Consider the following 21,983-nt stretch of genomic DNA (forward strand, 5'->3'; position numbering starts at 1 on the left):
CTCAGCCCTTCGGCTGGGTGAAGCGGATGCGGTTGCCGAAGGGGTCGCGCAGGCCGCAGTCGGTCCCGTACGGGCGGTCGGTGGGCTCCTCGGTGAACTCGACGCCCTGGGCCAGCAGCGTCTCGTACGTCTTGCGGCAGTCGTCAGTGGTGAAGATGAGCCAGCCGCCCATCGCACCCTTGGTCACCAACTCGCGTACCTGCTGCGCCGTTTCCTCGGACATGGCCGGGGCACCCGGCTTCTCCAGCAGGATCTGGCGTTCGGGGTGTCCGGGGACACTGACGGTCAGCCAGCGCATGAAGCCCAGCTGGACATCGGCGCTGACCTCCAGGCCGAGCTTGCCGACGTAGAAGTCGAGGGCCTCGTCCTGGTCGAGGACGTAGATCTGTGATTGCGTGATGGCGTTGAACATGTGCATCACGCTACGGGGCAGGCTCGGAAAGAACTTATCCAAAACTGCTCAGCTGCTCGGGCGCATCCAGGCCATGGTGAAGCACGTCGGGACGCCCGTGGCCGTCGATTCCTTGCGGTACGTCCTGGGCGAGCGGCCGACGATGTCGTGGAACGTACGGCTGAACGTCCCCGGGCTCCCGAAGCCGACCTCGTAGCTGATGTCCGTCACGCTGCGGTCGGTCTCCCGCAGCAGGAACATCGCACGCTCGACGCGGCGGCGTTGCAGATAGCGGTGGGGTGTCTCGCCGAACGTGGCCCGGAACGTACGGGTGAAGTGGGCCTGCGACACGTGCGCGATCCGGGCCAGGGCCGGGACGTCCAGTGGCTGCGCATAGGCGCGGTCCATCGCGTCCCGCGCCCGGAGCATGCGGCGGTTGGTCTCCTCCACGGCGCTGCTCGCGGCGCGGTTCACGGGGCGGTTCACGGGGTCATCACACCACAGGGGGTACGCGCGTCCACCGGCCGGAGTCCAGATGCGGCGCCCACTGCGGCGGGGCGTCAGCGGACGACGTCGAAGACGTTCATCTGCAGGCCGTTCGAGTACGCCGCGTGCTCGACGAGCTTCAGCTTCTGGGTGTCCTTGTCCGTGTCGCTGAACAGGCGCTTGCCCGCGCCGAGCAGCAGCGGGAAGACGAGGAGGTGGTAGCGGTCGATCAGGCCGGCGTCCGAGAGGTTCCGGGTGAGGGTGGCGCTGCCGTGGATGATGATCGGGCCGCCGTCGGTCTCCTTCAGGGCGGCGATCTCGTCGAGTGAGCGCAGGATCGTGGTCTCGCCCCAGTTGGAGACCAGGTCGTCCTCGGTGAGGGTGGTGGAGACCACGTACTTCGGCATCTGCTTGTAGTCGGCGAAGTCCGCCATGTCCGGCCACACCGGGCTGAACGCCTCGTAGCTGACCCGGCCCATCATCATCGCGGCGGCCTCCTGCTGCTCCCGGCCCTTGATCTCGAACGCCTCCGGGACGAACTCCATGTCCTTGAACGTCCACCCGGAGTTCCGGTAGCCGGGCTCGCCGCCCGGGGCCTCCACCACACCGTCGAGCGAGACGAAGGCGGTACTGATCAGGGTGCGCATCCTGGGACTCCTTGCTTCACGAACCATTGCTTGCTTACTTGTGTGCTGACTGCGGGGTTACGAGGAACTCATCGGTCCGGTGCGGATCAAGGACTCCGTCTTGCGGAGGTACGCCTCCAGTTCGGCCGCCCCGGACAGCATCGCTCGCCCCCGGGCGGAAAGCCGGGCGTGCCAGCCGCGCAGGGTGGCCTCCAGCGGCTCCGGGCCGCCCGCCGCGCGCACCTGGGCGATCAGTGGGGCGATCTGTTCCAACAGGTAGCCGCCCCGGCGGAGTTGGTGGATCAGCCGGGCGTCCCGTACGGCAGCCTCGTCGTAGACGCGGTATCCGGTCCCCGGGTCGCGGGGCGGGAGCACCAGTCCGGCGCGCTCCCACTTGCGCAGTGTCGCGGGCCGGATTCCGAGCTGCCTCGCCAGTGGCCCGATGAACGTGCTCCCGCGCCCGGACCCGGTAGCGGGGACGGACCCCGGCCCCGACCCCGCGGCGCCGTCCAGGTCCCGGAGGGCGCGTTCCACGGCGCGGAGGGTCTGGCGGTCGTCGAGGAGCTGGGCGTGGCTCTCGTCGATGAGGTGCAATGCCTCGTCCACCGCGTCCCGGTTCACCGCCCGCATGATCGACGTCGCCGTTCCGTGGCCGTGGCCGGGGACCAGGGCGAGGAACGCGCGCAGGGCGCCCGCGTGCAGCGGGGTGTAGGCGCGGTAGCCGTGGGGCGTGCGATCGGCGGCCGGGAGGATGCCGGCCTCCTCGTAGTTCCTGACCGCCTGCGTGGACAGGCCGTGCTCGCGCGCCAGATCGACCGGCCTGAGCCGATCACCACTTTTAAGGTTCTGCCCCATGGTCCTGCCGATATCGCGGGAAAGTTTCAACCGAAGGTTCAACGATAGCGTTGAAGGCATGGCTACCGACATCGCCACCCACATCACGGACATCGCCCATGCCGTCGATGCTGCCGCTGTCACGCGGCTGCTCCCCGGCCGGCCCCGGCTGCTCGCCCTGGGCGAGCCCACCCACGGCGAGGACACCCTGCTCGACGTGCGCAACGAGCTCTTCCGGCAACTCGTCGAGCAGGAGGGCTACCGGACCATCACCATCGAGAGCGACTGCCTGATGGGCCAGGTGGTGGACGACTACGTCACCTCGGGCGCGGGCACTCTCGACGAGGCCATGGAGCACGGATTCAGCCACGGCTGGGGCGCCTTCGAGGGCAACCGCGAGTTGGTGCGCTGGATGCGCGCCCACAACGTCCGCGCCGACAACGACGGCCGGCCCGCGTCCGAACGGCTCCGCTTCGCCGGGTTCGACGGCCCGCTGGAGATCACCCACGCCGCGAGTCCCCGGCAGGCCCTCACCGCGCTCCACGGCTACCTCGCGGCCAGGGTGGACGCGGACCTGCTCCCCTGCACCGCGGAGGTGCTCGACCGCCTGCTCGGCGCCGACGACCGGTGGACCGAGCCCGCCGCGATGATGGACCCCTCCCGCTCCGCCGGACAGTCGGCCGAGGCCGGCCGGCTGCGGCTGCTCGCAGACGACCTGGTGGCCCTGCTCGACGCGCAGGCACCGCACCTGACCGCGACGGCCTCGCGGGACGAACGGGACCGGGCGCAACTGTACGGACGTACCGCGATCGGCCTGCTGCGCTACCACCACTGGATGGCCGACCCCTCACCGGCCCGCCTGACCCGGCTTGTCGGCCTGCGGGACCAGATGATGGCCCACAACCTCCTCGCCCTCGCCGAACGGGGCCCGGTACTCGCCCACGCCCACAACTCGCACCTTCAGCGGGGGAGCAGCACGATGCGGATGGGCGGGGCGCAGCTGGAGTGGTGGGGCGCAGGTGCGCTGGTGAGCGCTCGGCTGGGTGAGGAGTACGCCTTCGTGGCGACGGCCCTCGGGACGATCCGGCACCAGGGTGTGGACGCCCCGCCGCCGGACACCGTCGAAGGGCTCCTGTACGCGCTCCCGGAGGACCGGTGCGTCCTCGACGCCCGCCGACTGGCCGCCGCCCTCGGCGATATGCCGCCTGCCGCCCGCGTATCACCCTGGTTCGGCTACGCCCCGCTCGACCCGGTCCGGCTGGCGGACGGCGACGCGGACGGGATCGTGTTCGTCAGGGACGTCCCACGGGCATAGGACGTGTCCCATGGGCATAGGACGTGTCCTATGGGCTCAGGACGTGTCCGACGGGTCAGGGTCGGACGGGCCGGACGGGCCGGACTACGGGTGGGGCCCGTAGTCCGGCCCTGGCTTCGCGGGTTTCCCGGCGAACCCGGCTTCCCGGCTTCCCGGCTTCCCGGGTTCGCGCCGGGAGAGCCACGCTTCACCGCCCGACTACGGTGGCCCGCATGACCGATACCAAGTACTGGACTTCCGCCCCGGACCGGACCGTTCGCGGCTCGTTGGGCCTGTGTCATCTCACCGTGGCTCAGCCACCGCTCGACATCGACGCCCGCAGCCTCCCGGCCAACGACCCTGAGCAGGCACGCCAGTTCGTCGAGTCGGTCGACGGCATCGAGGCGGTCCTGGACGATCTCGGGCCGCGTTCCGTGCAGACACCGCTGCCCTCGTCGGTCCGTTCCGACCTGGACATCGTCCATGCCGCCGCGTGGGGCGGCATGCGGGCCGTCTGCACTCCGGTCTTCGCCGACGACGGCAACGGAAACCCACTGCTGGGCGAAGCCGAACGGATGCGGAAGCGCTTCCCCGCGGCGCGGATCGTGGGCCACGTCACCTACTACGGCGGAATGGAACACACCGAAACCGTCGTGATGCTCCCCGACGGCGCCATGTTCCACGCCTCCGGCTGGCCCGACGACGAACCGTTCGTCGTCCTGGGCGACCCCTACGCCGTCATCGCCTCGCTCGGCCTGAGCAGTTGGATGCTCACCGCCGCCGACATCGACATGGACCAGCCCGTCCACGAGGTCGAATGGGCCTCGCTGGCCGGCCTGGCACTGGGGCAGTCCGACCCCTGGGGGTGGGAGGAGATACAGACGACCGCCTTCCGCGTACAGCACAGCGATCTGTCCGTCAGCTCGATGGAGGGCCTGTACTTCGGCTGAGGGGTCCGACTCACACCCAGTCGTTCTCCGGAGTCGCCGCCCGCAGCACCGCGCTCGCACCCTTCGACACCGGCTCGCCGTGCGGGACGCACAGCGTTTCCACATCCAGCGACGCCAGCCGTCGGAAGGAGGCGATGGCCTGCTCCCTGTCCACGTTGAACGGGCCGAGGATCGCCCGGCCCTCCACGGTGGCGATGTTGTCGCCCGGGAAGAGCACCCCGCTGGAGGGGAGGTGCAGCGCGATGCTTCCCGGGGTGTGTCCGGGCACGTGCAGGACGTGGACGGGCTCGCCCCAGCCGTCGATGGTGTCCCCGTCGTGCAGTTCCACATCCACCGGCACATGTCGCGGGGGCCGGACGTCCGTTTCGGCGAAGCCCGCCATGATCTGCTCGTGCAGCGCGTGTTCCGGGGATGTGTACACCGGTTGGGGTTCGGGGACGGTGCCACGGATGACCGGGGCGTCCATGGCTCCGGCGAGGACGCGGGCGCCGGTGGCCTCGACCAGATCGGCGGCCGATCCCATGTGGTCGATGTGGGAGTGGGTGAGCACGATGTGCCGCAGGTCTTCCGGACGGCCGCCGAGCCGGGTCAGGGCATCGAGGATCACGGGAGCGGAGCCGGGGACGGCGGTGTCGATCAGCGCGTAGCCGTCCGGCACACGCACGAAGTGGACGTGCCCGACCGGGAGGGCCAGCTGCCAGACAGTGGGGGTGACCTGGAAGAATTCCATGTTTCGACGCTAACAACAGGCCGGTGGATGTCCAGGTGCTTCCGCCGACGGTGAATTAAGCGCAGCGTGAACGAGGCAGTCGGCCCGGGCCCGCCCCTGACCAGCCGAGCCCGACCCATCCCGGGCCCCGGCCCCGGCCCGGGCCCGCCCACGACCGGGCCCGGCCCCGCCCCCGACCCCGCGCGTACCCCGCCGCCCATCAACGCGCGAACGCACGTCTGTCCGCGCAACCTCCAAGGCGCGGGGAGCCGGCGACCACGGTGTGAAGGGGGCGAGAAGCTGTGGTGCCGACACGCCATTAACTCCTCTTTACCCAGGCGTAGTTGTGGCTATGGTGTCCGGGCGGCGCGTACACGTCACGGGGGCCCAACGTGCCGCCCACAACCCCTCAGGCCCCATCCGAGGGAAAGACGAGCTCTTGAACAAACTGCTCCGCATACCGTCCCGGTGGCGGTTCGCGGCCCGTTTCACGGCCGCCTTCGGCCTGACCGCGGCCGTCACCATGACCGGGCTGCCGGCCGTCCAGGCCGCTCCGCCGAAGCTGCCGCCGGTCTCGGCGAAGATGAAGCCCGGCTCCGGCCAGCGCTGCGACACCCGCAACAATCTCCCGCCCGCCGCGAAAACCCCGGCGAACTCCGGGTTCCCCAACGACCTGACCGGCAACCTCCACAAGGACAGCGCCCTACCGCGGAAGTTCGAGTACGACCTGCCGGGCCAGGCCTACGACGGCCTGAAGACGCCGACGGCCGCCGAGAAGACGCAGGCACTGTCGAAGGTCCCCGGCGACCTGGAGAAGAACGTGGCGGCCTGGAAGAAGGCCGCCGACCTCTCCAAGAAGCCCGAGGACCGGGCCATGGAGATCTACGCCCGGTACTTCGCCAACAAGGAGGGCCTGGGGTTCAAGCACTGGTTCGACAAGCGGTACATCCGCAACCAGATCAACAACCACAAGGGCTCCGGCTTCGAGCGTCAGCTCGTCAAGGACTACCGCCTGATCGGTCCGGACTGGCTGTGCGAGGTCACCGTCGAACTGTTCGACAAGAACGGCGACAAGGTCGGTGAGCGCCGCTACGACGCCTACAACAAGAAGACCAAAGAGTTCAACGAGTTCAAGTCCAACAGCAAGCTGACCGCCAAGCAGCTCGCGAAGGACCGGGTCGTCGCCAAGTCGATGCCCAAGCACACCTTCCGCTTCACCGGCGCCAAGAAGTTCACCCAGGGCCAGGTCAAGCACATCAACGACCTGGAACGCGATGTCCGCGCCATGCGGGGCGGCAAGAGCGGCCAGGTCCGCGGCAACCAGCGGTTCTACAACCCGGTGCCCAAGACCACCCCGATCCGCGGGTTCTCCGACCACCAGCGGTGGTTCGCCCCCGCCTGCCAGACCGGCGGCACCCAGACGCAGCTCATGGCGGCCGGCGCCAACAACTGCGGCACCCGCGGCCCCGCCAACCAGCGCGCCATCTCCTCCGGGAAGACCCTGGAGGAGGCCAAGCGCTTCCAGCGGGACGCCAACCGCCTCGACCCGAGGGGCACCCTCCCCAGGGGCGGCCCCGGCGGCGTCGACTTCACCACCATGGAGCTCCGCTACGTCGGTGGCCTCGGCAAGGGCAAGGGCATGCAGTACTCCATGCGTGCCGACCAGATGCCCGACCCGGACAACAACCCCGGCTTCGGCGGTGAGAGGAGGATGCAGCTCTCCTCCGACGCCCTGTTCACCTGGCTCGCGCTGACCCCCGACAAGTTCTGGGTCAACCTGAACCCGGACCAGCCGGGCAAGGTCATGGACACGAAGTTCGGCAAGACCGACGCCGGCCGAGTCCTTCTCGACGCGGACCTGCTCATGAAGTACGACTTCTCCGAGGCGCTGAACCCGGACAAGCACGCCGAGGGCAAGCGCTACTGGGACACCGCGCCGCGCCGCAACGGCATACCCTGCTTCCCCGGTACCCGGTTCTGGATCGAGCCCGACGAGGCGAAGGTCCGCGAGCAGGACGGCGGGATCTACATCCTCGACTCGCCGATGGACGTGTCCGCCCAGTGGCTGGACGTCGACTACACCGTCCCCGGCTCCACCGAGTGCACCGACCTCTCGGACGCCGAGAAGAAGCAGATCGAGGTGTCGGTCAACGCCAACATCGTCCCGGTCATCCAGGAGCGGGTGAACAAGGACCCCAAGTACGCCGATCTGCGCGCCGTCTACAACGCCCGCGTCGCCGCCGAGTACATCCGCCAGACCGACGCCAAGTCCCCGACAGACTTCCACCGGATCATCAACTCCAACGACGTCTCCGCGTGGCCGATCCGGGCCCCGTACCAGGACTGGACCCGCGAAATGGTCTGGGACAAGTACATGAAGACGATCAAGGAGGGCATCGAGTGGTTCGAGCTGAAGTACGGCGGCAAGATCTACAAGCAGGGCGTCGGCGGTGTCGACTTCTCCAAGCAGCCCAAGCGCAACATCAGTAAGGCGCGCTTCGACCTGGAGAACCGGGACCTGGACAACACCACCCGCAACTCCCGCGAATCCGACGACACCTCCTACCGGGACACCGACACCCTCTACCTCGGTGCCGGGCCCGGCGGTGACGGGAGCGGCGAGGACCCGGGCGGCGACCCCACTCCCACCCCGTCGCACACCGGCAAGCCGACCCCGACCGGCAAGCCCTCCACACCGGGCACGCCGGACCCGACCCACAGCAACGGCGGACAGCCCCCGGCCACATCCGGGCCGGGCAGCCCTGACGGCGATCTCGCCCACACCGGCAGCGACACTCCCGTCGGCCTGATCGCAGGCATCGCCGCCGTGCTCGCGGCGGCCGGCGGCGGCCTCATGTGGTGGATGCGCCGACGGCGCACCGCTCAGCACTAGCCCGGCCGGCCGCACACCCGGCCGGCTGCACATCCGGCAGGAAGGGCTCCACCCGTGACCCGGGTGGAGCCCTTCCGTCTCTCCGGTCCCGGGTCTCAGGGCACCAGCGCCTGCCCGGCGCGGGACCCGTGCGTCGGGGACTTGCCGCAGAACTCGGCCTCGATCACATCGACGTACACCGCCCCGTTCTGCAGCCAGTCACCGTTGATGTTGAACGTCAGCTGATGCTTCCCGTCCTGCGTGCCGACCATCGCCGAGAGGGAACCGTTCGTACGGCCGCTCTTGCCCACCACCTTCACGCCGCAGGACAACTGCGCGAACTCGACGCCGAGCCCGTACCCGGTCCCGTCGCCCAGCGGTACCTCGTCGAGCATCTCCGCCATCTGTGTGGGCGGCAGCAACCTCCCACTCATCAGGGCGCGTTGGAAGCGGTTGAGGTCGCCTCCGGTGGAGATGATGTCGCCGGACGCGCCCAGCCAGGTCATGTTCTGCTCGGTGGCGTCGTGGATCTCGGCGTCGGGGGCCTCCTGGTGGAGGCGGGAGTAGCCGACGGGGTGCGGGTCGGGCAGCCGCGGCGCCGTGCCGGGGAACGACGTGCCGCGCAGCTTCAGCGGCCGGATGATGCGGCGGGTGGTCTCCTGGGCGTACGAGCGGCCCGTCGCCCTCTCGATGACCATCCCGGCCAGGACGTAGTTGGTGTTCGAGTACAGCGGTGTCTTCTCCGGGTCGGGGACCGGCGGGTGCTTCAGCGCCACCGCCACCAGCTCCTCGGGCGTATGGGTGTCGTACCGGTGCTCGGGGAAGCCGGGGCCGGCGGCATCGTGTATGAACGCGGGGTCCGAGGTGTGGTCGGCGATGCCGCTGGTGTGGTTGAGGAGCGCGCGCAGGGTGATCCGGTTCCCGTCGTACCCGTTGCCCCGCACCAGGCCGGGCAGCCAGTGCTCGACCGTGTCGTCGAGGCTCAGCCTCCCCTCCGCCTCCAGCTGGAGCAGGACGGTCGCGACGAACGTCTTGGTGATGCTGGCCCCGCGGAAGTGGTCGCCCGGGGAGCGCTCGCGACCGGTAGCGGTGTCGGCGTGACCGGCCGCCCCGTACCAGCCGCCCCTGCCGTCCCGTGTCATGGCGGCCACGCCGGGCAGCCCGCCCTTCTCCACCACGGCCCGCAACGCTGCCCGGGTCGCCTCGTGCCCGGGTGCGCCGAACGCGGGGGCCGCTTGTGCGGAAGGGCCGGACGCGGGGGCCGCTTGTGCGGAAGGGCCGGACGCGGCCGCCCCCACGGTCGCGGCCACCGCCAGGGCGAGCGAGGAGATACGTGCGGTCCGTTGCCTCATACGTCTTGCCTCCGGGTCACCGAGGGGGCGCGGTGTCGCCCCGCTCGGTGCCTGTGACGCGCAACTCGGCTATCAGGGTTGATCGTTGGAGTCGCTCGCCGCCATCACCGTTGCGGTGCCCTGGCCGTGACCAGCAGTCCGGCGAGCGCGCTGGCGAGCAGGGTGAGACCGACCGTCCACCAGAGGACCGCGGTGTATCCGCTCTCCACCGCGCTGCCGATCACGTCGTTCGGGCTGAGCGGGAAGCCGGCCTCGGCCGCTTCGATCACCGAGGCGGAGGCGTTCGGCATGCCGCTCAGCCGATCGGAGGTCGTCGAGGCGAGGACACCGGTGAACAGGGGCCAGGCGGCCCACACACCCACGTTCTGGGCCGCGAGGACCATCGCCGAGGTCCCGCCGGAATCCTGCGCGGCAACTCCGCCGGTCACGGTGGTGAACAGCGGCGTGAGGGCGAGTCCGGCACCGAAGCCGATGAGCAGTGTGCCCGGCAGCACCTGGGCGGTGTACGAGCCGCCCGCATCGACTTCGATGGAGGTCAGGAGCGCCAGACCGACCGCCGTCAGGAGCAGGCCCGGCACGATCAGGTTGCGGGGTGCCAGCCGGTGGCACAGACGGGCGGAGACCTGGGTGGCGGCGAGGACGGTGGCGCCGGCCATGGGCAGCAGGGCCTTGCCGCTGTGGGCCGGGGAGTATTCGAGGATGGCCTGGAGGTACCTGTTCACGACCAGGAACGTGACGAACAGGCTCAGGCCGAGGACGAACAGGGCGAGGAGGGAGCCCGCACGGTCACGGTCCCTGAGTACGCCCGCCGGGACGATCGAACGGTGCGAAACGGTCTGCTGCCACGCGAAGGCCAGCAGCAACAGGGTGCCGCCCGCGAGGAGAATCAGGGTCGGAAGGGTGGTCCAGCCCGTCGCCTGGGCCCGGTCGAAGCCGAGGGCGAGGGCGATGAGCGCGACGGAGCCGATCGCCAGGCCCGTCACGTCCGGACGGGCAGGAGTGCGGGCCGGGTGGGGGTCGTGCACCAGAGGGGCCGCGCAGACCGCGATGACCAGGGCGAGCAAGGCACTGACGTACATGCACATGTGCCAGGCCAGGGTGTCGACCAGCGTGGCGCTCGCGAACACGCCGAACACCAGGCCACCCCCGGCGACCGCGGCGTAGACACCGAAGGCCCTGCCGCGTTCCCTCGGGTCGCTGAATCCGGCGGAGACCAGGGCCAGCGCGGACGACGAGAGCAGCGCGGCGGACATACCCTGGAGCGCACCGGCGAGGATGAGCAGATCGGCGGAGGGGGCCAGCCCGCCGATCACGAAGGCCGCGGCGAGACCGGCCGCGCCGATGACGAACACCCGTTTGCGGCCCAGGAGATCGCCCAGGTGCCCGCCGAGCAGCAGCAACAGGCCGAAGGACAGCATGTAGGCGGTGGAGATCAGGCGCATGTCGTCGACGGAGGCACCCAGATCGGCCTGGATGGCCGGCAGCGCGATGCTCGTGATCGACGTGCCGATCAGCACCAGCAGCTGGGCCAGTGCGGCCATCCCGAGGCCCCACCACCGCATCGGGTGCGGAGCCGGGGCGGCCGCCGGGGCAGGGGCCGCCGGCAGGCCGCCCCCGGGTGCCTTGCTCAGGGACGGCCCGGACCCGGGTGCCGGCACACCGTCCGCCGGTGCCGTCGGGGCGTACGCGGGCTGCGCCGGAACGGGCTGCGCCGGAACGGGCTGCGCCGGAACGGGCTGCGCCGGAACGGGCTGCGCCGGAACGGGCCGGGCCTGCGCCGGCACCCGTGGATCCGGCCGCGTGGCCCGCGTCTCCGGAGCGAAGTCCAGCAACTGCGCAGCGTGCCGCCCCAGTTGGGCCAGCACCGCACCGGGCAGCCACTCGCCGTCCTGGTCACCGGCCGTACGGGTGGCCACGTCGGCGGGCGTGGGCCGTTGCGCCGGGTCCTTGTGCAGACAGGCGCGTACGAGGTCGACGAGCGACTCCGGTACGCCGGTCAGGTCCGCCTCCTCCTCCGCGACCCGGAAGAGGTGCGCGTTCAGTCCGGTCTCCGTGGCGCCGAAGAGAAGGCGGCCGGTGGCGGCGTGGACCAGCACGGCCCCCAGGCAGAACACGTCACTGGCCGGGGTGAGTTCCAGGCCGCGCACCTGCTCGGGGGACATGAAACCGGGGGAGCCGATCAGCATTCCGGTGCGGGTGTGCAGGCTGTCCCCGGCGAGGCTGTCCATGGCCCGCGCGATCCCGAAGTCGATCACCCGTGGCCCGTCCACCGTCACCAGCACGTTGGACGGCTTCAGGTCGCGGTGGATCAGACCCGCGCCGTGCACCGACTCCAGGGCCGTGGCCAGGCGGTTGGCGAGGGTGCGGACCGAGTGCTCGGGCAGCGGCCCGAAGTCCTTGGCGACCACGGTGGTCAGGTCGGGCCCGGGGATGTACTGGGTCGCGACCCACGGCACCTGTGCCTCGGTGTCGGCGTCGAGCACGGCCGCCGTCCAGGTCCCGCCCACCCGGCGGGCGGCCGCCACCTCGCGGGTGAACCGCTTGCGGAATTCGGGGTGCTGGGCGTGCTCGGCCTGCACCACCTTCACGGCCACGGTCCGTCCGGCTTCGGAACGGCCGAGGTACACCAGACCCATGCCGCCCGCGCCCAGTCGGGCTATCAGGCGGTAGGGGCCGATGTGCGTCGGATCTTCGGCGGTCAACTGGTCCACGGGAGCAAGATAGTTGAGGTATCCAACCCGTGGTGCCGAGTCGTGGTGAACCGTGGGCGCACACGGGCGATTCCTCTCGGCATCGGCCGTTTCGTGGTCGCGGCGTGCCCGCTCAGCCGGGGGACGGCATGAGCGGCGGGCCGTCGGACTCCGCCGCCGAGGCGATCTTGCGGAGCAGGACGACGAGTTGCTCCCGCTCCGCCTCGTCCAGCGGGGCCAGGAGCGCGCGTTCGGTCGCCATCTGATCGCCGATCGTGGATGCCCAGGTGTCGCGTCCCTTCTCGGTCAGTGCGACGAGCAGGCTCCGGCGGTCCTCCGGTGCGGGCTCCCTGGTCACGTAACCGGACTTCGCCAGGCGGTCCAGCCGGTTCGTCAGCGTTGCCGGATGGGTGCCCAGGCCCTCGGCCAGCTGGCTCGGTGTCATCCGGTACTGCTCGCCGGCGGAGCGCAGCCGCCAGAGGATCTCGTACTCCCACATCTTCAGCCTGTGCTGCGCGAGCCCGGCCTCCTTGCGGCCCTGGAGGTACTGGACCAGCATCTGCATCCGGGTGACGGCGCCCTCGACCACCGGGTCCAGGTCGGGGACCTCCCGTCGCCATCGGGAGATGTGCCGGTCGATCGAGTCGCTGCCGGGGGCCGGCTCGCGCGTGGTCTCCATGGCTCCCAGCATAGGAGAAGTACTTCCGATTCGGATATTTTGAAACCGTAGTGAGTTCGGCGGTGCCCGCCCGGCACGCCGTCCGACGGCACCCGCCCGACGTGCCGATGGATGCCGCCGCGCGTAGCGTGAGATCACCGGCCGCGACGGCGCCGAAGTCCCGCGCCCGAGCCCCCTCGGCCTTCGGAGGGCGGACATGAAGCTCGGCCTGCACTACTGGAACTACTCCACACCCGCCGACCCGGCGCTCATCGCGCCCACCCTCGCGGAATCGGTACGGGTCGCCGAACAGGCCGGGATCGCGTCCTTCAGCGTGATGGACCACTACTTCCAGATGGAGACCGGGCAGAGCGTCGCCGACGAACCGATGCTGGAGGGGTACACCACCCTCGGCTACGTGGCGGCGGTGAGCGAGCGGATGACGCTCGGGCTGATGGTCACGGGCGTGATGTACCGGCACCCCGGACTGCTGGCGAAGATCGTCACCAGCCTCGATGTGCTGTCCGGCGGCAGGGCCAGGCTGGGCATCGGCGCCTCCTGGTACGAGCGCGAGCAGTACGGGCTCGGCGTACCGGTGGTCCCGGTCGCCGAGCGGTTCGAGCGGCTGGAGGAGACCATCCGCATCTGTCTCCAGATGTGGAGCGACGACAACGGCCCGTTCCGGGGCCGGCACTACCGGCTCGCGGAGACGCTGTGTGTCCCCGAGCCGATCGGCGGGCACCCGCCGATCATGATCGGCGGCGGGGGCGAGCGGAAGACCCTGCTCCTGGTCGCCCGCTACGCGGACGCGTGCAACCTCTTCGCCACCGGTCAGGAGGAAGTGGCCCACAAGCTCGACGTGCTGCGGGCGCACTGCGATGCGGAGGACCGTGACTACGACGCCATCACGAAGACCGTGATGTACGGCGGCCCGGTCCTGGACAGGCCGGCCGCGTTCCTCGCCGACGCGGAGGCGTACGCGGGCCTGGGCATCGGCGAGATCCAGGTGCTGCCCGACCGTCACCCGGTCAGCTTCACCCACCGGATCGCCGAGCACATCGCCCCCGCCGTCGCCGGGATCGGATAGCCGACGGCGGTGGGGTGCGCCACGTACCCCACCGCCGAACGGGCGGGTCTACACGCCGGTGGTGCCGTCCACGATCTCCCGGATCATGTCGAGGTGCCCGTTGTGCCGGGCGGTCTCCTCGATCAGATGCAGGACGATCCAGCGCAGATCGGGATGCGTGCCGTCGCGGCGCGGCTGTGCGGCCCGGGTGTCCAGGTCGGTGGCGGCGACCAACTCGCTGTAGCGGGCGGTCCGTTCCTCGTAGAGCGAAAGCACATCGGCGAGCGGCATGTCCACCGCGATGCGCATCTCGCGGTCGGGGTCCTCGTCGGTCCACGGGCCCTCGTCCGGGCCGCCGAGGAAGGACACCTCGAACCAGTGGTACTCCACCCAGCTCAGGTGGTTGATCAGCCCGGCGATCGTCATCAGGGGCGAGCCGGGAAGCGGAGCCCTGCGGGCGTCCTCCGGCGAGACGCCCTCGCACTTGGCGCGTGCGGTGTCGCGTACGTAGTCGAGAAAGGTGGCCAGCTGAGTGCGCTCGTCCCAGGCGGGAGGCGAATCGGTGCGTGTCATCGCCGTACACGATGGGCGACGGGCCGTCCGCTGTCCACCGCATTGTCCAATGGGGCCCGCCCCTGGGTCCGTGGGCCCACGCCCCGGCGATCCGGCCTCATTACGCTCGTGCACGACCGACTGTGAGCCACCCGACCGGCGCTTGCCACGAGCGCCTGTCCGGCGTGCCCGCAGATATCTGGAACTGCACGCTCCACCTGTCTCGCATGGGGTGATGTGTCGATGAGTGACGGTTTCTTCTACTCGTACCACCTCGGCTGGAGCCGACCGGACTCCGAGTCGCTCTTCAATGATCTCGACGCCGCGGGGCTGCGGCTCAGCCACCCGGTGACCAGACGGGTCACGCTGCTCGGCCCGGGGCCGGGACCGCACGGCACCCCGTCGTGGGTGACCAGGGAGCAGCTCGTGCTCCTCGCCGGACTCCAGCGGCTCGACAGCGTCGACTTCGTGCTGTGGATGAACAGCGGAACCGAAGTTCCCGCCCGCGTCCGCCGGATGCGGGACGGAGTCGTCGCGCTCGAATTCGGCTTCGGCCGGCTGACCCGGGACGAGCAGGAGGCTGCCGCGCGGGCGATCAGGGAGGCGATAGGGCGGGCGTCGGTGCTCTGCATCGGTTTCGTCGTCGACCGCGAGGGAGCCTCGGTGGCGACGGACTGGAGCGGCGTCGTCGTCAGCGGCACCACGTTCTTCGACAGCTGGCCGGACACCCTGGCCGTGCGGCACGAGATAGCCGCGATGCAGCCGCAGTTGGCCGGGGTGGCCTCGTACGACCAGTCGCCCTGGATGCTCTTCGGGAGCGAGGTCCCCGTCCGGTAGCCGGATCTCCTGTCCGGCAGCCGGATCCCCGTCCGGTAGCGCCGACTTTGAGCCTTGCATTGGGTCCTGAGGCCCATGCCCCGATGGGTGCCGGTGTGGTCCGATGCGTGGAGTGGCTGAACTGTGGCCGTACACCGGCAAGGTGGGGGACTCGTCGTGTCTGGCATAGGCGGATTTGCGGTTTCGGGTGGCGCGGGCGGGGGCGTCGCCGTGGGTGGACAGGGCAGACGGTCCCTGCCGCGCCCGTTGCAGGCGGTGCTGATCCTCGTACGGCTCCTCTTCGCCGCCGCGGTCGTGGGCGGCGTCGGTGTGATGACCGTGGCATCGGCGGTCGACGAGGTCGACGGCCAGTTGTTCGGGCTGCTGCTGTACGCGGCGCTGCCGAGCGTGATCGGGTTCGTGCTCTCGCTGTATCTGCGCACCGGCGGTGTCTGGGTCTGGCGCGGACTGCTGGCTGTGCACGTCTGGCTCACCCTGGGCGCGCTGGCGACCCTCGGCCAGGACGGCGGCGGGCGTGGTGTCACCCAGCTGGTGATGCCGGTCGCCGTCGTCGTACTGCTGTTCCGGGCGAGCTCCCGCGAATGGTTCGACCTGCCGCTCGAACAGCGCCTTCCGCACCGGCGGTTCAGCATCGCGCGCATGATCCGGTGGCGCCGGGACGACGCGGGTCAGACCGCGATGGAATACCTGGGCATGGTCCTGGTCGTCGTGGCCCTCATCGGCGGACTCGTCGTCACGGGGATCGGAGCCCAGCTGACCGGCGGGCTCCAGGACGCGATCTGCCGGCTCACCGGGAGCGCCTGCCCCGCGCCCGGCAGCAATGTGGAGGCCGGTCCCGGCAAGGGCTCCGGCGGATCGACCACGACCGGCGGTTCGACCACGGCCGGCGGCAAGGACGCCGGTGGTACGGACGCGGGCGGATCGGTGGCCACGGGCGGCACGGACTCCGGGGGCGCGGGCCCGGCCGGTTCCGGGTCCGGCTCGGGCGGGTCCGACGTGGCCGGAGGCTCCGACGCCTCCGGCGGTACCGGTTCGGCGGGCAGCGCGGGCAACGGCTCCGGCGCCGCCGGAAGCTCCGCGGGCTCCAACGGGGGCGACCCCGCCGTCCAGGTCGACGACGGTGGCGACGACGTGGACACCTCCGGGGAGCCGAACGGCGGCGACGACCAGGACGACTCCGGCGACGGCGACGACGGGAAGTCCGACGAGAGCTGCACCTCGGGCGTCGGCGCGTTCTTCTCCTGCGCCGCGCACCAGACCGGCGGCTTCTTCAAGGGCCTGATCGGCGACGGGCTCTGGGGCGACGTCACCGGCACGATCGACACGATCTTGCACCCCATCAAGGCCTGGGACGGCCTGATGGACTACGGCAAGAGCCTCGGCGACAAGTGGAGCCAGGACTCCAAGGGCGCCGGGGACAAGTGGGCCGACGGCGACTACCTCGGCGCGGTCTGGGACTGGACCAAGGCGTCCGGCGGCACCGGCATCAAGGTCCTCGACGACATGTTCATCGGCGACGAGGTCCGGGACATGTGGAAGGAGGGCAACGAGGGCCAGGCGATCGGCACCGGTCTCTGGAACATCGGCTCGCTGTTCATCCCGGGCTACGGCGAGGCCAAGCTCGTCGGCAAGTTCGGAAAGCTGGGCAAGTTCGGCAAGCTCGGCAAGCTCGGCGAGGTCGCCGAGAAGGCGGGCGAGGCCGCGAACAAGGCCAAGAAGGCCGCCAAGGCCGGTGACATCACGGCCGCGGAGAAGGCCGCCAAGGAAGCGCAGCAGCACGCCGACGACGCCGCCGAGCAGGCCGGCCTCAAGGGCTGCACCGTCGGCATGGGCGGTCGGGTACGCGTCCCGTACGGCAGCGGGGCGGGCGTAGGACTGCCCGGCTCCGGTACCGGCGTCGTCGCCGGGGCGCGCACGTCCGTGCCCGTCGGATTCCTCGCCGGGAAGTGCGACGAGGTCGACCCGGACAAGAAGGCCGCCGCCGACGAGGCCCAGAAGCTGGCCGACGAGGCGAAGAAGGCCGCGGACGCGGCCAAGCGCCGCAAGGCCCTTGAGGACGCCAAGAACCAGCCGAAGCCGGCCTGGTACAAGGACCTCAAGGACCCGCCGGCCGGGGCCAAGGACGGCGGCGAGGGCAACTGGCAGGAGATCAAGCCCGGCGTCTGGAACTACCCGACCGAGATGGGCGCCCGCTACCAGGAGCAGATCTCCAAGGTGGGCCGGGGCAAGGAGTACCGGGTTCCGCTCGACAAGCTCACCGGAAAGCCGGTCGACTTCGACGGCTGGGACGCCTCGCGGGGCACCTATCTGGAGGCGAAGTACGGGTACAAGGGCAAGGACTTCTACAACGCCGACACCGGGACGCTCACCCCGAAGGTCGCCGACCGGTGGGCGGACCAGGCGAGCCGGCAGGTCGACGCGGCACGCGGCAAGCCGGTCGAGTGGCACCTGTCCGACCCGGACGTCGCCGAGGCGGCGCGAGAGATGTTCGAGGACCGGGGCATCCCGGTTAAGGTGATCCACACCCCGGGGGACGTGACCGGCTGACCGCCGGACGGGGTGTGGAACCGCAGACCGGAGCCCGAGGAGAACGTGCCGTGCTGAACGTCGTGGTCAATGGCTTCTGGGGCCTTCGCGGGGAATCCGTGGCCGCCGTCGCCGAACGCTGGGCCGGCACGCTCACCGGGCTGGGGGGCATCGACGGCCGGACGTTCGACGTGTGGCACGAGGCCGGTGACGGCGAGCCGTCCGACCCCGTGCAGGAGCCCTCGGCCCCGGCGCTGGCGGAGTACATCGAGCGGACGAACACCGGCCCCGATCTCGATGTGGCGGGGTACACGGCGTCGCTGTGGGCACGGAACCCCGCGGCGGCGCACGTGTCCCTGGCGATCCACGCGGGCAGCACCTCGCAGTACGCGGTGAACTCCGTCTCGCTCGCCTTCCGGTCGCGCGAGGTGGACGAGACGGCGGAGGTGATCCGGCGCGCGCCGGAGATCCTGCGCCTCCTCTCGGAGCACTGGGAGTTCGACACCGGGCAGGTGTACGACAGGCCCCTGTACCGGGCGGTGGCCGAACGGTTCGACCTGGAGAACTCCGACCCCCGGTGCGGCCGGGCGGTCTTCCTCTCCGCGGGCCGTGCCGCCCTCGCCCCCGATGAACTGCCCGCGACGTACGTCCGCACCGCTCACGGCGGACTGGTCATCGACCTCACCCGTGGTGGTACGCAATCCCCTGCCGTCGAGACGGTCATCGAGGCGAACACCCTGCTGCGGGCCGCCGGTGCGCTGGAAAAGCTCCCGGTGCCGTTCGACCGCGCCGCGTTCTGACCCCGCGCACCCGTGAGCGAGGCATGTCCCTGCGGGCAGGCCCCGCATCGCGACGGACCCGCGCCGCGTTCCGACCCCGCGCACCCGTGAGCGAGGCATGTCCCTGCGGGCAGGGCCCCGCATCGCGACGGACCCGCGCCGCGTTCCGACCCCGCCGCCCCGTCAGCGGGGCATGTCCCTCAGAGCCATCCCCGCATCGCCACGAAGCCCAGCAGCAGCCCCGCCGCGAAGGCTCCGAGCACGAGCGCGAACACCGCGGGCATCAGCACCGGACCCCACGCCCCCGGCCCGGCCACCGTCGCGTTCCTCTCCGGGGCGGCCGGGTCGTAGCTGACCCGGACCGGCGCCCCGACCTCGAAGCCGAACGGGCCCGGGGCATGGTCGGTGAACTCGACGTCGCGGCCGTCGCGGGTGCGGAACGCGAAGACGTACTCGGTGGCGTGACCGCGCTCCGAGCCCGGCCCCCGGTCGGCCGTCCGGCGGTCCGAGCACCACCCCTCGGCGTGTTCGCCGTGCCGCACCAGCCGCAGCACCCGGTACAGCCGGAGCGCGGCACGGACCGCGAACGCGCCGAGGAGCAGGCCGAGCAGCAGCAGGAACGTGGCCGTGCCACCGGGCAGGATCTGCATGAACGAGCGCTCCCGGTCCGCTACTTGACGGTGATCGAATCGACGAAGGCGTCCAGGTCCTTCGAGCTCAGCGAGCCCTTCACCGCATTGAGCCGGACCGCGAACGGCACGTCCTTCGAATCGACGCCCGCCACCACGACCCCCGTCATCCGGGTGCCCTGCGCCGGCGTCCGGTCCTCGCCGCTCGACGTGAACTCGTAGTCGATCCGGCGCGCCTCACGGGCGCTCTCCGCACCCGCGAGCCGCACCTCCTCGGTCCCCTTGCGGGTCGCCCCGAGACCGATGCCGGCACCCGCCGCGGACGCAGCCTCGTCGGCATCGTCCACACCCGTGGCGAAGTCCAGCTGCACCGAGACCATGCCGGTGCGCAGCCCGCTCTCCTCCTTGAGCGCGACGGCCGCGTTGGCCTTCGCCCGGTCGGCCGCGGGCTGCTCCTTGTAGCCCCTCTCCCCGGGGTAGCCGACGGAGAGGCTCTTGGTGTCGAGCTTCTCCCAGCCCTGCGGGAGCGCGGCACTCTCCCCACCGCATCCGGTGAGCAGCGCGAGGCCGAGGGCGGCGGCAGCGGTCGCGCCGATCGTCCGGTACGTCTTCTTCGTCGTCATCGCCTGTCGCCTCTTCGTCGTGCCCGGTCGGTGCTTTCCGTACGGCTACTTCGCGCAGTAGCTGTACGGCAGGTACGAGCGCTTGTCGCCCTGCGGAGCCCCGAGGAACTGCGCGTCCGTCAGTGTCTCCTTCTTGTGCTCGTCGGAGATGGAGAATCCCAGACTCATCCCGAGCGAGACCTCGAAGCCGAACTCCTGGGCGTCCGTCTGACCGTTGTAGTTCATTCTGCTCGACAGGCCGTCCTCGTACATCAGCCGGTCGAAGGGGTCGGTCCCGGTGGGCTTCTCCTGCAGCGAGTGGTCGCCGAACATGTACTCGAACGGGGCGGTGTTGTTGCCGGAGCCGTCCAGCCACTGCTCGGCGACGGCGCGCTTGTCCTCGGTGGCCTTGTCGGTGTCCTTGCCGAAGACGATCGAGTTGGTCAGGACCTCGATGCCGGTCTCGCCGGAGGAGTCGGAGCCGCTGACCTTGCCGCCCCGCTTGTCCTTGCCCTTCTCGCCGTTGTCACCGCTGATGTCGCCCTTGTTCGACGTCGAACCGTTCTCGACGGTCTGGGTCATGTCGATCCGGACGATCTTGCCGGTCTTCTGGTCGCGGGTGACGGTGACCGCCCCGGTCCGGTTGTCCTTCGCGGAGGCCGCGCCGCCCAGCGGACCGGCCGAACCGCTGACCTTGCCCTCCAGCTCCAGCTTGGCGGTGTACGTGTACGACTCGTTGCCGTTGACGTCGTCCTTGGTGATGGTCACCTCGGGGGAGAACTTCGCCTTGCCGCCGAGCTTCGCGCCGAGCTTGGTCTCGTCGCCCGCGCTGATGGAGAGGCCGCCGTCCGCGTACGCGTTGAGGCCGATGGTCGAGTAGGAGATCTTCTTGTCGCCGATCTTGCTCTCGACGTCCTTCTTCTTGTCGGCCCACTTCATCCCGGAGTACCAGCCGCCGCCGTAGCCGCCGCTGTACTTCGTGGAGGTCTCCCACATCTTCATTTCTTCGATGTCGTCCCGCATCTTCTGGGCCTCTTCCTCGCTCTTGAAGACCCAGGTGTCACCGTTGGTGATCTTGATGCCGCCGCCGACGTCCACGTCGGCCTTGCCCAGCTTGCCGAGCTTCACCCCGGGGGTGCTGGCGGTGGCGCCGGCCGAGGCGGCGTCGGTGAACGTCATGTAGACCAGCTTGTCGTTCTCGTCGACCTTGCCGTCCGCGTTCACATCGGTCTTGGCCTGGCTGACCTTCTGCTGGAAGCCGTACTCGTTGCCCCACTCGAACCAGCCGATCTTGACCTTGTCGCCGACGGTGTCGGAGATGCTGGAGACCTGGCACATCTTGGGTTCGTAGTCGGCGTCCGTCTTCGGCTGCGCGGTGGTTTCCCCGCCGCCGGTGGAGCAGCCGCCACCGCCGCCGCCCATGGCGCTGATCGCGCAGCGGATGCGCTCGCCGATCCGGCCGCCGACACCCGCCATCGACATCGCGCCGATCAGCGTCACGACGAGGACGACCACCCCGAGGTACTCCATGGCGGTGGCACCGCCGTCGCGCCAGGAGTACGGCCGGTACGGGGCGGGCTCCGGTTCGTCCGCGCGGTCGTCCAGCAGCCGGTCGACGGCCAGTCCCGCGGTCGCTCCGGTCACCAGCGAGACGATCGGCATCAACGTGCCCTCGAAGCCCACGAGATGCCAGGACACGGCCAGTCCGTACACCAGCGCGGCGACCGGGACACCGAGGGAGGCGAGCAGCGTCAGCAGACGGGACTCGCGGTACTCGTCGGGCAGTACGCGGGCGGCGGCCAGGACCGTGAGGACGGTCGTGATGACGTTGGGGACGTGCAGCAGGGCCAGTCGCCAGCCGAAGCTCACGAGCCGCTCGTCGGTGGCCAGCAGCTCGACGAGTCCGCGCGAGACCAGGTACCCGGAGGCGATGTAGACCAGGGCGCCGGCGGCCCAGCTGCGGGTCAGGGCGAAGAACGCGCCGCCGCTCGCGTCGGATCTGCCTCCGTTCCCCGGCGGTATGTGGCCCGCGCCTCCGCTTCCCCAGCCCCCGCCACCAGTCACGGTTCTTCCTCTCCGACGCCCACTTGCCATGCCTGTGCCCGCAGTTCCGCATTCGGGTGTGGAGTT

At 70.4% G+C, this 21,983-nt stretch carries 19 protein-coding genes; 7 read left to right on the forward strand and 12 right to left on the reverse strand.

From position 1 onward, the window contains the following. Position 1 precedes the first annotated feature (1 nt). The 4 genes from ACGF8B_RS04345 to ACGF8B_RS04360 all read right to left on the reverse strand — a co-directional run bounded on the left by ACGF8B_RS04345 (position 2) and on the right by ACGF8B_RS04360 (position 2,358). On the reverse strand, positions 2-412 hold the full coding sequence (locus ACGF8B_RS04345) for a VOC family protein (protein WP_360541905.1): 411 nt from the start codon (positions 410-412) through the stop codon (positions 2-4). Between the two features lie 48 nt (positions 413-460). Continuing rightward, positions 461-820 carry an AraC family transcriptional regulator gene (locus ACGF8B_RS04350; protein ID WP_342285240.1) on the reverse strand — a complete coding sequence of 120 codons (360 nt, stop codon included), beginning with the start codon at positions 818-820 and terminating at the stop codon, positions 461-463. Between the two features lie 131 nt (positions 821-951). Further along, positions 952-1,524, reverse strand: coding sequence for a dihydrofolate reductase family protein (locus tag ACGF8B_RS04355; protein ID WP_392734685.1), 573 nt, complete (start codon positions 1,522-1,524; stop codon positions 952-954). A gap of 57 nt (positions 1,525-1,581) precedes the next feature. Beyond that, positions 1,582-2,358, reverse strand: a complete 777-nt coding sequence (locus tag ACGF8B_RS04360; RefSeq protein ID WP_392734687.1) for a TioE family transcriptional regulator — start codon at positions 2,356-2,358, stop codon at positions 1,582-1,584. Between the two features lie 58 nt (positions 2,359-2,416). Here ACGF8B_RS04360 and ACGF8B_RS04365 point away from each other — a divergent pair, with 58 nt between their 5' ends. Together ACGF8B_RS04365 and ACGF8B_RS04370 are read left to right on the forward strand one after the other, a co-directional pair. Next, the gene (locus ACGF8B_RS04365) at positions 2,417-3,652 is read left to right on the forward strand and encodes an erythromycin esterase family protein (RefSeq protein WP_392734689.1); all 1,236 of its coding nucleotides are present in this window, start codon (positions 2,417-2,419) and stop codon (positions 3,650-3,652) included. Between the two features lie 212 nt (positions 3,653-3,864). Continuing rightward, positions 3,865-4,581: a DUF6333 family protein gene (locus ACGF8B_RS04370; RefSeq protein WP_392734691.1), complete on the forward strand. Its 717-nt coding sequence runs from the start codon at positions 3,865-3,867 to the stop codon at positions 4,579-4,581. A gap of 10 nt (positions 4,582-4,591) precedes the next feature. Here the strand turns inward: ACGF8B_RS04370 and ACGF8B_RS04375 are convergent, their stop codons facing one another. After that, a complete protein-coding gene (locus ACGF8B_RS04375) occupies positions 4,592-5,311 on the reverse strand; it encodes an MBL fold metallo-hydrolase (protein WP_392734693.1) in 720 nt (239 codons plus the stop codon). A 418-nt stretch (positions 5,312-5,729) separates the two neighbouring features. On the opposite strand from ACGF8B_RS04375, the gene ACGF8B_RS04380 reads away from it, so the two are divergent. Continuing rightward, complete coding sequence (locus ACGF8B_RS04380) at positions 5,730-8,183, forward strand: LAETG motif-containing sortase-dependent surface protein (RefSeq protein WP_392734696.1); 2,454 nt, start codon at positions 5,730-5,732, stop codon at positions 8,181-8,183. Positions 8,184-8,278: 95 nt separating this feature from the next. Here the strand turns inward: ACGF8B_RS04380 and ACGF8B_RS04385 are convergent, their stop codons facing one another. The 3 genes from ACGF8B_RS04385 to ACGF8B_RS04395 all read right to left on the reverse strand — a co-directional run bounded on the left by ACGF8B_RS04385 (position 8,279) and on the right by ACGF8B_RS04395 (position 12,883). Further along, on the reverse strand, positions 8,279-9,514 hold the full coding sequence (locus ACGF8B_RS04385) for a serine hydrolase domain-containing protein (RefSeq protein WP_392734698.1): 1,236 nt from the start codon (positions 9,512-9,514) through the stop codon (positions 8,279-8,281). 104 nt (positions 9,515-9,618) lie between these two features. Then, entirely contained in the window at positions 9,619-12,225 is a 2,607-nt protein-coding gene (locus ACGF8B_RS04390; RefSeq protein WP_392734700.1) for an MFS transporter, read from the reverse strand. Positions 12,226-12,337: 112 nt separating this feature from the next. After that, positions 12,338-12,883 (reverse strand): MarR family winged helix-turn-helix transcriptional regulator, encoded by a 546-nt coding sequence (locus ACGF8B_RS04395; RefSeq protein ID WP_392734702.1) that lies wholly within the window; start codon positions 12,881-12,883, stop codon positions 12,338-12,340. A 196-nt stretch (positions 12,884-13,079) separates the two neighbouring features. Between ACGF8B_RS04395 and ACGF8B_RS04400 the strand changes: the two genes are divergently transcribed. Then, the gene (locus ACGF8B_RS04400) at positions 13,080-13,949 is read left to right on the forward strand and encodes an LLM class F420-dependent oxidoreductase (protein WP_392734704.1); all 870 of its coding nucleotides are present in this window, start codon (positions 13,080-13,082) and stop codon (positions 13,947-13,949) included. A gap of 48 nt (positions 13,950-13,997) precedes the next feature. On the opposite strand, the gene ACGF8B_RS04405 is transcribed toward ACGF8B_RS04400, so the two are convergent. Continuing rightward, complete coding sequence (locus tag ACGF8B_RS04405) at positions 13,998-14,501, reverse strand: DinB family protein (RefSeq protein WP_392734706.1); 504 nt, start codon at positions 14,499-14,501, stop codon at positions 13,998-14,000. Between the two features lie 222 nt (positions 14,502-14,723). Here ACGF8B_RS04405 and ACGF8B_RS04410 point away from each other — a divergent pair, with 222 nt between their 5' ends. The 3 genes from ACGF8B_RS04410 (at position 14,724) to ACGF8B_RS04420 (ending at position 18,643) form a co-directional block, all read left to right on the forward strand. Beyond that, positions 14,724-15,317 carry a hypothetical protein gene (locus tag ACGF8B_RS04410; protein WP_392734708.1) on the forward strand — a complete coding sequence of 198 codons (594 nt, stop codon included), beginning with the start codon at positions 14,724-14,726 and terminating at the stop codon, positions 15,315-15,317. A gap of 156 nt (positions 15,318-15,473) precedes the next feature. Then, positions 15,474-17,864, forward strand: coding sequence for a Tox-REase-5 domain-containing protein (locus ACGF8B_RS04415; protein WP_392734710.1), 2,391 nt, complete (start codon positions 15,474-15,476; stop codon positions 17,862-17,864). Between the two features lie 50 nt (positions 17,865-17,914). Continuing rightward, on the forward strand, positions 17,915-18,643 hold the full coding sequence (locus tag ACGF8B_RS04420) for an Imm52 family immunity protein (RefSeq protein ID WP_392734712.1): 729 nt from the start codon (positions 17,915-17,917) through the stop codon (positions 18,641-18,643). A 179-nt stretch (positions 18,644-18,822) separates the two neighbouring features. Here ACGF8B_RS04420 and ACGF8B_RS04425 read toward each other — a convergent pair whose 3' ends face one another. From ACGF8B_RS04425 to ACGF8B_RS04435, 3 genes are read right to left on the reverse strand one after another with little or no spacing between them, the layout of a single operon-like run. Beyond that, entirely contained in the window at positions 18,823-19,272 is a 450-nt protein-coding gene (locus tag ACGF8B_RS04425; protein WP_392734714.1) for a DUF3592 domain-containing protein, read from the reverse strand. Positions 19,273-19,292: 20 nt separating this feature from the next. Beyond that, complete coding sequence (locus tag ACGF8B_RS04430; RefSeq protein WP_392734716.1) at positions 19,293-19,874, reverse strand: hypothetical protein; 582 nt, start codon at positions 19,872-19,874, stop codon at positions 19,293-19,295. Positions 19,875-19,919: 45 nt separating this feature from the next. Beyond that, positions 19,920-21,917 (reverse strand): hypothetical protein, encoded by a 1,998-nt coding sequence (locus ACGF8B_RS04435; RefSeq protein ID WP_392734718.1) that lies wholly within the window; start codon positions 21,915-21,917, stop codon positions 19,920-19,922. Between the last annotated feature and the right edge of the window lie 66 nt (positions 21,918-21,983).

It is taken from the genome of Streptomyces sp. NPDC047917 (assembly GCF_043204345.1).
Classification (GTDB): domain Bacteria; phylum Actinomycetota; class Actinomycetes; order Streptomycetales; family Streptomycetaceae; genus Streptomyces; species Streptomyces sanglieri.

Coding starts and splice junctions, on each gene's coding strand:
- ACGF8B_RS04395 (WP_392734702.1), bottom strand. CDS start 12,883: ATGGAGACCACGCGCGAGCCGGCCCCCGGCAGCGACTCGATCGACCGG.
- ACGF8B_RS04375 (WP_392734693.1), bottom strand. CDS start 5,311: ATGGAATTCTTCCAGGTCACCCCCACTGTCTGGCAGCTGGCCCTCCCG.
- ACGF8B_RS04355 (WP_392734685.1), bottom strand. CDS start 1,524: ATGCGCACCCTGATCAGTACCGCCTTCGTCTCGCTCGACGGTGTGGTG.
- ACGF8B_RS04370 (WP_392734691.1), top strand. CDS start 3,865: ATGACCGATACCAAGTACTGGACTTCCGCCCCGGACCGGACCGTTCGC.
- ACGF8B_RS04345 (WP_360541905.1), bottom strand. CDS start 412: ATGTTCAACGCCATCACGCAATCACAGATCTACGTCCTCGACCAGGAC.
- ACGF8B_RS04360 (WP_392734687.1), bottom strand. CDS start 2,358: ATGGGGCAGAACCTTAAAAGTGGTGATCGGCTCAGGCCGGTCGATCTG.
- ACGF8B_RS04405 (WP_392734706.1), bottom strand. CDS start 14,501: ATGACACGCACCGATTCGCCTCCCGCCTGGGACGAGCGCACTCAGCTG.
- ACGF8B_RS04350 (WP_342285240.1), bottom strand. CDS start 820: ATGCTCCGGGCGCGGGACGCGATGGACCGCGCCTATGCGCAGCCACTG.
- ACGF8B_RS04365 (WP_392734689.1), top strand. CDS start 2,417: ATGGCTACCGACATCGCCACCCACATCACGGACATCGCCCATGCCGTC.
- ACGF8B_RS04400 (WP_392734704.1), top strand. CDS start 13,080: ATGAAGCTCGGCCTGCACTACTGGAACTACTCCACACCCGCCGACCCG.
- ACGF8B_RS04410 (WP_392734708.1), top strand. CDS start 14,724: ATGAGTGACGGTTTCTTCTACTCGTACCACCTCGGCTGGAGCCGACCG.
- ACGF8B_RS04425 (WP_392734714.1), bottom strand. CDS start 19,272: ATGCAGATCCTGCCCGGTGGCACGGCCACGTTCCTGCTGCTGCTCGGC.
- ACGF8B_RS04430 (WP_392734716.1), bottom strand. CDS start 19,874: ATGACGACGAAGAAGACGTACCGGACGATCGGCGCGACCGCTGCCGCC.
- ACGF8B_RS04385 (WP_392734698.1), bottom strand. CDS start 9,514: ATGAGGCAACGGACCGCACGTATCTCCTCGCTCGCCCTGGCGGTGGCC.